The sequence below is a fragment of the Nostoc sp. genome (assembly GCF_036917815.1).
GTDB lineage: Bacteria > Cyanobacteriota > Cyanobacteriia > Cyanobacteriales > Nostocaceae > Nostoc.
Map to the genome: position 1 here is coordinate 1 of NZ_JBALEK010000088.1, position 13,475 is coordinate 13,475.

Consider the following 13,475-nt stretch of genomic DNA (forward strand, 5'->3'; position numbering starts at 1 on the left):
ACAACTGGCGTTGAGAGCCTTCTTTCCCTTCCCACGCCTTAATCACACGCTCACGCAAATCCTTTGAGTAAGATACTGGCATTTATTCATACAATGTTATCTCTTCATTCTAACTTAGTTTGTGGTTCAATTACCTGAAAATTGCTGTAATTGCCTTACTTGGTCAAGAAACCAAGCATGGAGTAGAGGGAAGTGGAAGTGGTTGGCTCAAGATCAAATACTAATCCCACCAGTTCAGTGTCATCTGCCCATGTGGGAAGTAATATCATGTCCGCTTGATTACTTATTAAACCCGAAGAACCCCACCCCGCCAAAGCTATGCTTTGTCTCCCCTCCCCGCAAGCTCTTAGGGGTTGGGGGTGGGGTGTAATGACTGTGGTTAGCATAACTAATTATGCGGACATGATATAAGGGGGGAAATTCTGGCTGTGGTTCCGTTTTGCGCCTAGTGGTTGTAGCTGCTTTTGGTATCGCTAATTGCTATAACAACGTCAAATATTGTAATCATTTTCCATCCCCTTTAGGGGAAGAATATTGTCTCTTTTTGTCCTCTTCCGAGGATTAGTTAAGCAGTCACCAGATTATTTAGCTGCAATTCACACTGTTGAAATACGTAATTGACAGCAGAAAATAATTTATCTAGCTCTTGAATAGAGTAAAATGTGATATTTCTAGTAAATATTTCATCCTTTAGCTTGCCAAATTGCCAGCGATCGCCATTAGAAACAATACCAAAGATCGTGATTCTCAATTCATCATTTAATCTCTGTGCAGCAATCATTTCTGCCAGACATTGTGCCCAACCAGCTTCAAAATTATCTTGCTTTGCTTCTACTAAAATGAAGTATGGCTTGTCAAATACAACTTTGCCTAAAGGAGAGCGTTTAGCTAAAATATATTCAGGAAATCCTGATAATTTTTCGTCATAATTTAATGACTGATGACTCCATAAAGTAAACTTGCTACTGTATTTCTTCCAAATTTCCTTCAAAACTGGGTAAATCAAGTTTTCGCAAATGGCAAACTCTGAGTTATCCACTACTCCTTCCCGCATTACCGTTTCTAAGTCTTCTCGGAAGTAATCAGGAATATTGAACTCAGCTTCACCGATGAAATTTGATTCAGTATAAGTAGTTTGAAATGCTTTGAGAACTTCACCGATAGTTTTGTAACTACTGAAAGCCATATTGCCATCCTGAAGAAAATTTATACAGTTGCTCAATTTCCAGTTTAGCGATATTTAAACTGTGCGATCGATCGCCTGTTGAACAACCTGTAATGCAACCTCTTGAGAACTTGTCACCATAAAAGCTTTCGGTTATGTAAACTGCAAACTATATAAAACCTGAAGCCAGAAGTAATTTGCGTAATATCCCTAAATAAAATTAACCCATGAGTAGCATAAAATGCAATTAATTTATTTTCGTCATCAATTTTGCCACCTAAATCAATCATATTCAGAGGCAAACACGCATTTTTAAGTTGTATTGCTTTTTGTTGAACAAACTCTAAAGTAAATTTAGTTTTAACACTTCCACCAACGCCTTTAATCATACAGATGATTGGAAAGGGGATCTTGCAAGCTGTACAGTGTCTTTAATTATGAATTATAAATTAGTAATTATTCAATCAGCATCCTCACAATCCATCTGCACCACACAATTTCTTCCTTGTGCTTTTGCCTGGTAGAGTCCCTGGTCAGCAGCAGCAATTAAGGTTGCAGGAGATAATTGGCTATGAGGTGTGATAGTTGCCACACCAAGACTTAGGGTGATAAATTCACTGACATCAGAATGGGGATGAGGCAGATGTAATGCACTAACATTGGTCTGAATATCTCTTGCAATTGCAATAGCTCTTTTGATATCAGTATTCGGCAAAATGACTGCAAACTCTTCTCCACCATAACGAGCAACTAAATCTGCGGGGTGTTTCACTGTCTGAGATATTGCCTTGGCAACCTGTCTAAGTGCATCATCTCCTGCCAGATGTCCATGCGTATCGTTGTAGAGCTTAAAGTAATCGACATCACACAAAATCAAAGATAGGGAGCCTTGCTCTCGTGCCAATCGTTGCCACTGTGTCTTTAACGTGTCATCAAAGCAACGTCGATTTCCTACTTGGGTTAGACCATCCGAACAGGCAAGGCGCTGTAATTCTTGGTTTGCTTGTTGTAATTGATGGTAAAGTTCTGATTGCTGAATAGCGATCGCAGCTTGACCTGCTAACTGGTTAAATAAGTTAATCTCCGATTGCTGCCATTGTCTGCTACTACGGCATTGATGAGCGATCAATAGTCCCCACAAACGCTCTTGCTGCAAAATGGGTACGACAAGATTTGCCCGGATTTGCAGACTCTGGAGGAGGTCAATATGACACGGCGATAATCCCGCAATTTCAATATCTTCGATCGCTCTGGTGTTACCTTGTTGATAGTAAGCTGCACGGCTAGATTGAAAGCACGTGTCCATAACGTGAAAACCAAGAATGGACATGCACCCTTCTGCTAAGGATTCTACAGCAACTAACCCACTCCAGTCTGGCTCAAACTGGTAAATCAGCACTCGGTCTACTTCAAACAGTTGTCGCACTTCGGCTGCTGTGGTTTGTAAAATCTCCTCTAACTCCAACGATTGTCGAATGCGCTGTGTTACCGCCGCGACAATTCGCTCAGGTTCGCTTCGGTTTTGAACCTGCTCAACTACCTGAGAATTTGTCGATGCTACAGTTAATGCGATCGGATCAAAGTGAGGGGTTGTAGTCATAGGCACTGCACTGGGTTTACCAATCAAATAGCCTTGAGCAAGATTTGCACCTCGTTCTCGCAGCCAGTTCAGTTCCTCAATGCACTCAATTCCTTCAGCAACGGTCTGGATGTTTAGCTTTTGAGTAATCTCTAGAAGCTTCTCGGTAATCGAAGCTTTGTAAAGGTCTTGATGCACATCTCGAATTAACTCCATATCCAGCTTGATAAAGTCTGGACGTAACTGATGCAGCAAGTTTAGGCTGGAATAGCCAGAACCAAGGTCATCAAGAGCGACTAAAAACCCACCATCCCGGTAGTATTGCAGCACTGTCTTGAGGTGGGCTAAATCTTGAGGATTGTCTGACTCCACAACTTCAAAAACAACGCGATCGTGGGAAATGCCGGCAGTATCAATTGCCTCTACCGTACTACGTAGGCAAAAAACTGGGTCATAAAGTGACGTTGGTGCAAAATTGATGAAGATATGCCCACTCACTTGATGGCGGCTGAATTGAGTGATTGTGCTGAGGCGAGCAACTTGGTCGAGTTCTGGTAGAAGTCCGGCTTCGGTTGCTAACTCCAGAATTGCTGTCGGTAGTAGTAAATTGCCTTCTTCGTCCAGTCCCCGTAAGAGCGATTCATATCCAAAAATCTGCGATGTATCGTTGATTGAGACAATTGGTTGGAAGTAACTGGTGAATCGTTCCGTTGCTAGCATTTCAACCAGCCAGTCGGATTGGTTGAATTTAATGAAGCGTTGTAATGAGGCTATATCACTAAAATCATGGAGTTGAGGTTGGATATTGCCCCGAATAAAAAGGACTTGGGTCTCTTTTAATTCTCTTGGTGCAAGTAGTTTCGCCAAGTTACGGGCAATTTCTAGAGACTCTCCAGGTTTACAGTTCAAACTTAAACCTGGTCGCTCGTGCATCAGTTCATACTCAAGGGTAAACTGCTGTAGGTAAGAGGTGACTTTTTTCAGGGTATGGGGAACGGGGAACCAGAGAAAGAGCCTGCCTGCCTCCTTAGTCCGGCAACGTGCAATATTGCGACAAGCACAGGTTTTGGAGATAGGACATATTTGGCTCATATAGCTAACTAATTTGCTGAATACAATTTACTTTATTATTCCCACTATTGTTACTGTAAAAGATAAACTACACTTCAAATACATGAAGATTTGATGAGTTAACTAAACTGAGTAATTTAGTTGAGTCGGTGGCTCACCAACACATACTAAAATTTATACTAAAGACTCAAGTAATTGCCGATATGTTTTATGCGGTCAAGCAAAATAATGAAGAGTTATATCAACAATTTAAGTTACAAAATAAAGATAGGACTTAGGCAAAAGTACATATTGTAGAGGCAATTCATGAATGATCAATTTATCATAAATTAAAGGGTTTAATATCTCTAAATCTATAGCAATCCTAAATCGTTCGTGAAATATTAGATCCCCGACTTCTCGAAGAAGTCGGGGATCTGGACATCGCGCATTTTCACAACTCATTTAGGATTGCTATAGGAATCATATTTGATTTCTGAAAATATCTCAGTATATGTAGGGTGTGTTAGCGTTTCGCGTAACGCACCATTCTTAAGGATTTGGTGCGTTACGCTATCGCTAACGCACCCTACATATTTTTTCAAAAATCAAATACTAGTCCTATATATAGGTCAATACACAGCAGCCGAACACTCAGCCATTCCCACTTCTGCCAATTATAGTTGCAATTGCCTTGACTAACTCCTCTGGTTCGACGGGTTTTGATAGGTGCTTTTGAAACCCTGATTCGAGTGCTTGTTGCTGGTTGATTTCTCCTGCATAAGCAGTTAAAGCGATCGCGGGAATCTGTTTGACTTGCTTTGCCTGCAATGCTTTAACTTGGCGCATCAGCATATAGCCATCTATCTCTGGCATCCCAATATCACTGAGCAGCATATCTGGTTCTGACTCTATTAATACTTGCAGTGCTTCTTTTGCTGATGCTACAGCAATTACCCTTGCTCCCGCCTGTTCTAGCACAAATGTGTGGAATTCACGGGTATCATCGTCGTCATCCACAACTAAAATTTGGATACCTGCAAGAATTTCAGTCGCAGAAGAAGGATTTAATGCAGCAATATTTATATCTTGTTTTCGGGTTAAATCTTTTTTAATTAACGGTAGCCTGACTCTGAAAATGGCTCCTTGTCCTTCACCTAAACTTTCTGCCGAAATTGTGCCGCCATGTAATTCGAGCAAATGACGGACAATTGCTAACCCTAACCCCAAACCACCAAATTTTCGGGTTGTCGTGCCGTCAGCCTGACGAAAATATTCAAATACATAAGGGAGAAAGTCAGGGCTGATCCCTTTACCTGTATCGCTGACGGTAATTTGAGCTTGAGTGTCAACGCGCTCTAGTTGAATATCAATTTTTCCGCCTTCAGGAGTGAATTTAACGGCATTCGATAAGAGATTCCAGAAGACTTGTTGTAAACGACCGGAATCACCCAAAACTTGCCCGAAAGAAGCATCTAGCATTGTCTGAATTTGAATATTTTTAGCTTCTGCTGCCAAACGTACTGTTTCCAATCCCCCCTCAATTACAAATACTAGGTTGACAGGAAACATCTTTAGGTTGAGCTTGCCTTGTAAGATTCGAGAAACATCAAGCAAATCTTCAATTAGTTGGGCTTGTAATTTAGCATTCCGTTCGATGGTTGCGATCGCCTTCTTCAGGGCTGCTGCATCAAACTCACGAGTCTGCAAAAGTCTCGCCCAACCCAGAATGGGATTGAGAGGCGATCGCAATTCATGGGAAAGCACCGCCAAAAATTCGTCTTTAATCCGGTTAGCTCTTTCGGCTTCAGTTCTGGCAGCTTGCTCAAGTTCCAGGAGGCGATGGCGTTCGGCTTCTGCAACTTTGCGTTCTGTAATGTCAATCACTGAGCCAATGTAACCTTTAAACTGACCGTCTACCCCAAACCAGGGATTAGCCGCATCGAGGCAAAAGCGATATTCGCCATCTTTGCGCTGCAAGCGGTACTCCAAACGGAAAGCCGAGTAGCTCTTGGTAGCTTCCAGAAAAACATTCCTAACGTCATTCCTGTCCTCTGGATGCACGGTATTTAACCAGCCAAATCCCAAACCCGTTTCCTCGCTCTGACCCGTAAAGTTGTACCAGCTTTGACTGAGGTAGGTGCAGTAGCTATCAGCATTAGTAACCCAAACCATGAAGGGGGCATTGTCAGCCATGTTGCGGAACTTTTCTTCGCTTTCACGAAGTGCTTTCTCCGCCTGTTTGCGATCGCTAATCTCTGTAGTAAAAATGCTTACTCCTTCTGCAAAGGGGTAGACGCGATTCTCAAACCAGCGCTGCCAAGTAGGATAAAAGTATTCAAACTGAACAACAGTTTGTTGGGCGTTCGCTCGATGAATCTGAGTATAAAACTCGCTATTGACCACATCTGGAAACACTTCCCAAATGATCCTACCTAGCAAATCTTCCTTTTGGATACCAACAACTGCTGCTACCTGTTGATTGACAAAGGTATAACGCCACTCTCGATCCAACACATAAAACTGGTCTTGAATGCCAGCTAATACAGTCTCTAGGTGTGCTTTGGCGATCTCAGCTTCAATTCGCAACTCCTGCTCGCGTTCCATTGCCTCCTGGCGAAGACGAGCCATTTTTAGGGCTGCTTCTACCCGTGCCAACAATTCACGGGCAGAGAATGGTTTAATCAGATAATCATCGGCTCCCGCTTCTAACCCTTCCACCCGTGCCTCTTCCCCCGCCCGCGCCGACAACAGGATGATTGGAACTTTTTGCGTCTGCGGATCAGCTCGTAATGCTTGCAGCAATCCAAAGCCATCTAATCCAGGCATCATCACATCTGTCAGTATCAAGTCTGGGACACGCCCACGAGCCGAATCCAAAGCAGCTAAACCATCGGCTACTGATTCCACCTCATACTGCTGATTTAATAACCGCCTGACGTAATCGCGCATATCTGCGTTGTCGTCAGCCAGGAGAATTCGGGCAGAGGGAGTAGGGAGTAGGGAGTAGGGAGTAGGGGATGAAGATGCCATTTCCCTATTCCCCACTTCCCATTCCCCACTCCCCTCTGATGGTAGCCAACGCACAGCTTCTTCTAAATAGGGTGTTGCCCCTAATGCGGTTGAAGCTAAAGTTCTAGCGGCACTAATCCGGTCTGGAGGCAAATGAGCATATCCTGTTGGAATTGACACAGTAAAGCAACTACCTGCTCCTAAAACACTGGTGACATCCACTGTTCCACCATGCATTTGTACTAATTCTTGCACCAGTGACAATCCAATTCCTGACCCTTCAAAAGTTCGTCCTTGCGCCCCTTTGATCCGATGGAATCGTTCAAAAAGGCGGGGGATTTCTTCGGCTGGAATACCAATTCCTGTGTCTTTGACTGTGAATTCAATATGGTCGTTTGAAGACTGCAAACTGACTGTAATTTCTCCAGCGATCGTAAACTTGAAGGCATTGGAGAGCAAGTTAAGAACAATCTTTTCCCACATCTCCCGATCTACATATACTGGTGCTGGAAGGGAAGGACAATTAACTGATAACTGCATCCCTGCCCGTTCTATCGCCGAACGAAATACACTAGCTAGTTCTGCGGTGAAGGTAGCCAGATTGGTGGGTTCATAAGAAGCTTGAACCCGTCCGGCTTCAATGCGTGAGAAGTCTAGGAGACTGTTCACTAGTTTCAGCAGCCGCAGTCCGTTGCGTTGCACCATTTCTAACTGCTCTCGTTCCTTGACTGGAAGCAGAGTTGCACAATTGATTAAGGTTTCCTCTAATGGCCCCAACATCAGGGTAAGCGGGGTACGGAACTCGTGGCTAACGTTGCTGAAGAAGACCGTTTTCGCGCGGTCGATTTCTGCCAAGGCTTCAGCGCGTTTGCGTTCTTCCTCGTAAGCTTGGGCGTTGGCAATACTGGCTGCAATTTGAGCCGCAACTAAATCGATGAATCCTTTATAGTTATCATCGAATAGCCTAAAGGGGTTCAAACCCGCAATTAATATACCAGCTTTTCCCGTTTGACCTGATGGAGCAATGGGTACTGCGATCGCTTGATGAGGCGATCGCTGCCAAGCACCACAAGGTAAACTATTAAAATACACTTCCAAATTAGAAATCAGTTTTGGCTGATGGGTTCTGATCACTTCCGCAAAAGGCCAAACGCAATCAGAATCGAGAGCCACGATTTCAGGAACTGCTACATGATTTTGCCCGATGCGGCACGTTCCAGCCAAAAAAACTTCCTGCTTATCTTGATCAACCAGATAAATCATTGCAAAAGGTAGATCGTAAGGGTTGCTTTCCAGACAACTCGCACTTAGCGTACAGGCTTGATCGAATGTCCGCGCGTCTGCCGTCCTCGCCGCTAGTTCGCGCAACAGTGTCAACTGACGCTCACCGATGATCCTCTGGGTGTCTTCTGTGTTGGCGCAGATGATCCCACCTGTGTCTCCCTGATCATTAGGAACCGGACTATATGAAAAAGTATAATAGGTTTCCTCGGGGTAGCCGTTGCGCTCCATAATCAGCAGCAACGCTTCATCGTAAGTCCCCTCGTTATTCAGCATTACTAATTCGGCTCTAGGCCCAACCTGATCCCATATTTCCCGCCACACATAAGAAGCTGGCTGCCCAAGTGCTTCTGGATGTTTACCGCCAATAATAGCCTTGTAAGCATCATTGTAAAGGTTAATCAGTTCCTCGCCCCACCAAACAAACATGGCTTGACGAGAAGTTAGCATAATCCGTACAGCAGTCTTCAAACTCTGTGGCCAGTGCTGGGTCGAACCAAGGGACGTTTTTGACCAGTCCTGTTCTCGCATCCTAGCACCCATTTCACCCCCGCCAAGAAGGAAATTTACGTCGGCGTTGCTTGCTGACGTTGACTCGTTCTTCATTAATTCCTTTCGATTGGTCATGTGTCGGTTATAGGCTACATCTGGGGTCGTTTTCAAGCCCTCGGCTTTAGCAGTGGGGTTTCTGACAAAGCTTACTGATACTTTTAACCGAGACATTCTCTTACCGCAGGGCACGAACTAGTTTGTCAATATTAGGTTGCTTTGCCGCAAGTGAGCTTCCACTCTGAAGCATATAGTTCAAAGCTGATAAAGCACTATATATTATTATCAATTTTTACGACAGAGTATTCTTTTGCGTCTATTAATCCTGAGATAGAGATTGTGATCTCAAGTCAGACCATGACAACTTTTTTCACCTGCATCATCAATTCAATTTATCGTTTTAAGAAATAAGAATATTTGATTTTATTCCACAAGTTGCTTTATCCTGAAATCAGTAGAGATTTTAACTTTGAACAAATACAAACTTGGTTTGCGATTAATACAGCAAAAGGCTATAGCTAAATGATAGAGCAGCAGATTGATTGCCCCAGCAGACCCAAGACAAGTGCAATGATCATGAAACTTTTCCAAATCAGTCTAGTGGTCTTAGTACTTTTGATCAACTTAGCAGTTGCTTTCCCCTCTTGGGCAGAAAGTACACCTTCTTTAACCAGCAATCCTAATTACTTTGAAATTGGGCAAAAAGTCATTTGGCTTTACAAGCCTCGTGCGGATTCTAGCGATGTCCAAAGAATTCCCGCCGAAGTAGTCAAATTAAGTTCCAAGCAAGTGCAAATCAAGGTCTACAAACATAACAAGGAATTTGTCAATCGTTGGGTGAATCCAAACAAGCTTGAGAATTCGCAAAAAGTTAAAGAGTCTGTACTCTAAAATTTCGCCAGATATAATTAGATATAGTCTTAGAGGTTCTTTGAAACTAGGCTAAAATAGTGCATTAGACGTAGGTTGGGTGGAGCGGAGCGCAACCCAACTGATTATCAGGATGTTGGCTTTGGCAAAGCCTCCACCCAACCTACAATTTTTTTGCAACTTACGCTGTATTCATTTTGAATTTTGAATTTTGAATTTTGAATTCGGAGCAAAGCGACGTAACTCCTGGTTTATTTTTTGTAAATCAAAAAAACTGAACCAATCGGTCCAAGGTTCTCTACATAAGTTTTCTGGTTGTAATACAATCCTGGAGACATCCCTCCATCAAATAAAATCCCTTGTTGAATCTTACCTAAACAGTTATTACTAGCAATGCCTTCTAGGACATTATCAAACATATCTGGTAGTAACTCTTGATTAAGTTGAGATAAGTCTATATCGGAATTAGCTTTCAAGTCATTAACTAATAAAATTACATAGCCTTGATTAGTGATAGCTGCCAGAGAGCGATTTTTAGCATTTTTACAAGCAAATTCTCCCAAATCTTGACAAATATTTTTAAACTTACCCTGACGATAGAATCTGCCATTACCGCCCACTAAATTGTAATTGAGAATATCGCTTTTTCTTCTGCCAGTTTGGATAGTAGCCTGTCGCTGGTTGGGTGTACCTCCTGATATCCCAAAGGAAGAACGCTTATTTTTAAATGCTCCTGAATACTCTACACCACGAGAAACATTTAAGCCTTGTGGTTTATCATCAGTACCTATATAATCGGCATTAATTGCGGCAATGGGTAGCCGTCCGTTTAATTTGGCATTCTCATTACCGATGAGTTCATGAAACTGCTTTGCTACATATTCTCTACGCAGTTTCCCCGTAGCATCTTTGGCATAGAGTTTATGAGATAGACCAACATTAACTTTGAAATCTAATTCTGCTGATTTGGGATTAAAAATTATTACATTGTTAATACCTCTTTGATTTTTTTGACCTTGATTATTGGTTTTAAAAAAATCAATACTGAAATTAGCATCTTTGCCAGGGCAAGTTTTAGATGCTTTTGAGACTGAATTTGCTTCAATCTTTTGACAACCTGATAAAAAGCTTGCGCCAATTATCCAGATAAATAACAAAAATAATTTTTTTGTATGCATATAAATAAGGGGACGTAAATAATTAAAGGTTTGTAGTATAGCGGTTCTCGTTCACGTGAGGTACATCCGTAGGGGCAATTCATGAATTGCCCCTACGGGTGTACCTTACTAGCTTGGGAAATGCTATAGTAATCCGGTTTGATTTCTGAAAAAAATTAAGTATTTGTCGGGTGCGTTCTGACTTTAGTCTAACGCACTAAACCCTTGAAAATGGTGCCGTACTCTCGGCGATAACACACCCTACGTGTTGTTCAAAAATCAAATAGTAATCCTATAGTTTGATTTATTCTTACCTATTGAACTTAATGCAAAAAAACCGCTACAGAATTACTATAGCGGGGAATAATTTAAAATTTCAGTTTGGAGCTAACCTCAAAGCTAAAGCTTAAGGGAACCATTCTAAAACAGCTTCTTCTTTGGTGTTAGTATTCCGAGATGGTGTCTCACGATTAAATTTCATTTGAATTGACCGAGTTTGTTCACCATCAGCAGCTACAGCCAAAATCGGATAGTCAATTAAACCATCCTGGAAGGACATCTGGAAGCGGAATGTCCCATCTGGATTTAGCTGAATTGGACGGCCACCAATGGTTACGGTAGCATCGGGTTCGGTTGCACCGTAAACGATCAACTCAGCATCAGCAATTAACCAGAACTGGCGCGGACGCATTGGTATGGCGGAAGCCGAGAAGCCAACACCTGACATTCCGACACCGGAAGCAGTTAAGCCAGACACGTTGGGAGCTGCCCACAGACCCACACCAGATGGGAAAATATAGGAGCTGAGAGTTTGTTCGGGACGCGCTGCACCTTGTTGGGAGCCGAAGATAGAACCAGCAACCCTTAGCGATTCGGCAGATTCTGCTAAACCAAATATTTCATCATAGATGGGGTTGCTGTTGCCGTTGCTGTTACCATTCACTACAGCATTACCATTGGCGGTAACTGCAATTTTCTTGGCAGGGGGAACTAGTTCGTACTGAGTCTTACCACGCAAATCTTCTTCAAAGTTGACGGTGATGAAGACATCCTCTATCCAGTCAGAAGGATAGACGGGAGGAATGTGTACTCTCGTAGAACGAGCGAGTACCAACCAGCGACCATCAGCAGCACGATAGCCAATATCGATCACATAATCGCGATCGCTAACTGGAACTGGTATATACCATTCTCTTGCTAGTTCGTCAGCAGGATATTCTTGAATGCTGTGGGGGCTTTGGTATTCTATATTGATGTCGGTGACATCATAAATCCTTAGTGCGAGTTGTTGTCCCCCTTGGCGCCGCAGTTCTTCTTTGTGTTCATTGGGAATATCCCAGTAAGTGTAAGCCCACTGAGGATCGCGCGGTAAGAGTACAATTCGGCTGTCACCATAGCCAGAGGGCAAATCTGCCAGTCCTTCATCAACATCAGCTAAAGATCCACCAGTCCGATCTTCCTGACCTAATTCAAACTTTGCAGCTTCCACGGTTTCTTGTGCCTCCAATGAACGAGATGGACTGAGTAAAGTTTTACTGCGCTGGACTTCTTGAATTGATGCCAGTAATTGTGATTTACGCATTCGGCTATAGCGAGAGATGCTATATTCACTAGCAACTTTGCGTAGTTGGCGTAAGGTCATCTCTTCTAGTGGTGGGCGTTCTTTTGCCATTAATTTGGCCTCCAGTAGTTTAAGCGGTAAATGATTTCCCCTGGTTAAAGAATGCTATATAAAATCTCATCCACTCCAGATGAATTTATTATCCTGACTCCTGGTTTTGCCCAGTTTTTAAGTTTTTAATCTGTTTTTAAATTGAGGTAACATCCTTTCAATTCCTGGTTATGCCAAAATTAGCATTTCTTTGGGATCGAAGGATTCCTGTTTGTTAAGTCAATATTAACCACTAAGCATATCTAGGGATCAAGGGGTAAAAGTAGGTTTTTTACCTGTTTCACGGATTTATCAGCCCTTCCGGGATCGTAATGTCATGTTTTCATAACATTAGTCGCTAAGTTGATGTTGCGATCGCGCCCCAATATCAGGCTTCCATGACATGAGGTTGTGGGTTAGCCAAAAACTGTAATCTACTCAATGCCCAATACTTCTCTTCTTAGGCTGCGCCAACGACAACTCTTGGAGACGCTACGCGTAGCAAGATCCCCGGAGGGGTACGCTCAGTACAAGTGCCCAATCCCCAATCCCTAATGACTAATCAACTCCACTGCATCTCGTCCATCGGAATTTTGTAAGTAAACTTTGACAATTTCTTCTTTAGCTGTAGGCAACTTCTTGCCAATAAAATCTGGGTGGATTGGTAATTCTCGATGACCCCTATCTACTAATACAGCTAAACGAATCACCTCTGGTCTACCGTAATCGTTGACTGCGTTCAAAGCAGCGCGAATTGTCCGTCCTTTGAAAATCACATCATCCACTAGTACAACGGTTTTCCCTGTCAGGTCAAAAGGAATTTCGCTTTTGGTTGGAGTCCGCAAGCCAATTTTGTCAAGGTCATCTCGATAAAATGTAATATCCAAAGCGCCGACTGACACAGCTACACCTTCCAGCATCTCAATCTGACGCGCCAACAATTCGGCTAACAACACACCCCTGGTATAAATACCAATAAGTACCAGTTGAGACAAATCACGCGTCCTTTCCACAATTTGAGACGCAAGGCGAGTCAAGGTACGACGGATTTCTTCGGATGAGAGAATTTCAACGACTTTGGCAGACATAGTTATAGACTGATATCCCTGAGTGATGAATCATATTAGAAATTGGGGAGTGGGGAGTGGGGAGTGGGGAGTG

General features: G+C 42.9%; 8 protein-coding genes. 1 reads left to right on the forward strand and 7 read right to left on the reverse strand.

The genetic code is table 11. The features are described 5' to 3' along the window. Positions 1 to 565: 565 nt before the first annotated feature. The 4 genes from V7K97_RS26475 to V7K97_RS26490 all read right to left on the reverse strand — a co-directional run bounded on the left by V7K97_RS26475 (position 566) and on the right by V7K97_RS26490 (position 8,693). Positions 566 to 1,186 carry a hypothetical protein gene (locus V7K97_RS26475; protein ID WP_334803956.1) on the reverse strand — a complete coding sequence of 207 codons (621 nt, stop codon included), beginning with the start codon at positions 1,184 to 1,186 and terminating at the stop codon, positions 566 to 568. A gap of 113 nt (positions 1,187 to 1,299) precedes the next feature. Next, a complete protein-coding gene (locus V7K97_RS26480) occupies positions 1,300 to 1,554 on the reverse strand; it encodes a hypothetical protein (RefSeq protein ID WP_334803957.1) in 255 nt (84 codons plus the stop codon). Between the two features lie 71 nt (positions 1,555 to 1,625). Next, entirely contained in the window at positions 1,626 to 3,836 is a 2,211-nt protein-coding gene (locus tag V7K97_RS26485) for an EAL domain-containing protein (RefSeq protein WP_334803958.1), read from the reverse strand. A gap of 612 nt (positions 3,837 to 4,448) precedes the next feature. Beyond that, the gene (locus V7K97_RS26490) at positions 4,449 to 8,693 is read right to left on the reverse strand and encodes an ATP-binding protein (RefSeq protein WP_334803991.1); all 4,245 of its coding nucleotides are present in this window, start codon (positions 8,691 to 8,693) and stop codon (positions 4,449 to 4,451) included. Between the two features lie 519 nt (positions 8,694 to 9,212). Here V7K97_RS26490 and V7K97_RS26495 point away from each other — a divergent pair. Then, positions 9,213 to 9,527, forward strand: a complete 315-nt coding sequence (locus tag V7K97_RS26495) for a hypothetical protein (RefSeq protein ID WP_334803959.1) — start codon at positions 9,213 to 9,215, stop codon at positions 9,525 to 9,527. A 230-nt stretch (positions 9,528 to 9,757) separates the two neighbouring features. Here the strand turns inward: V7K97_RS26495 and V7K97_RS26500 are convergent, their stop codons facing one another. The 3 genes from V7K97_RS26500 to pyrR form a co-directional block, all read right to left on the reverse strand. Beyond that, complete coding sequence (locus V7K97_RS26500; protein ID WP_334803960.1) at positions 9,758 to 10,684, reverse strand: phosphodiester glycosidase family protein; 927 nt, start codon at positions 10,682 to 10,684, stop codon at positions 9,758 to 9,760. A 385-nt stretch (positions 10,685 to 11,069) separates the two neighbouring features. Beyond that, positions 11,070 to 12,335 carry a DUF4912 domain-containing protein gene (locus V7K97_RS26505; protein ID WP_334803961.1) on the reverse strand — a complete coding sequence of 422 codons (1,266 nt, stop codon included), beginning with the start codon at positions 12,333 to 12,335 and terminating at the stop codon, positions 11,070 to 11,072. Positions 12,336 to 12,865: 530 nt separating this feature from the next. Continuing rightward, positions 12,866 to 13,402 carry a bifunctional pyr operon transcriptional regulator/uracil phosphoribosyltransferase PyrR gene (gene pyrR / locus V7K97_RS26510; protein WP_334803962.1) on the reverse strand — a complete coding sequence of 179 codons (537 nt, stop codon included), beginning with the start codon at positions 13,400 to 13,402 and terminating at the stop codon, positions 12,866 to 12,868. Between the last annotated feature and the right edge of the window lie 73 nt (positions 13,403 to 13,475).

Bases quoted from the DNA above. Each gene is read 5' to 3' on its own strand.
- V7K97_RS26485 (WP_334803958.1), bottom strand. From the start codon at position 3,836: ATGAGCCAAATATGTCCTATCTCCAAAACCTGTGCTTGTCGCAATATT.
- V7K97_RS26495 (WP_334803959.1), top strand. From the start codon at position 9,213: ATGAAACTTTTCCAAATCAGTCTAGTGGTCTTAGTACTTTTGATCAAC.
- V7K97_RS26480 (WP_334803957.1), bottom strand. From the start codon at position 1,554: ATGATTAAAGGCGTTGGTGGAAGTGTTAAAACTAAATTTACTTTAGAG.
- V7K97_RS26505 (WP_334803961.1), bottom strand. From the start codon at position 12,335: ATGGCAAAAGAACGCCCACCACTAGAAGAGATGACCTTACGCCAACTA.
- V7K97_RS26475 (WP_334803956.1), bottom strand. From the start codon at position 1,186: ATGGCTTTCAGTAGTTACAAAACTATCGGTGAAGTTCTCAAAGCATTT.
- V7K97_RS26500 (WP_334803960.1), bottom strand. From the start codon at position 10,684: ATGCATACAAAAAAATTATTTTTGTTATTTATCTGGATAATTGGCGCA.
- V7K97_RS26490 (WP_334803991.1), bottom strand. From the start codon at position 8,693: ATGAAGAACGAGTCAACGTCAGCAAGCAACGCCGACGTAAATTTCCTT.
- pyrR (WP_334803962.1), bottom strand. From the start codon at position 13,402: ATGTCTGCCAAAGTCGTTGAAATTCTCTCATCCGAAGAAATCCGTCGT.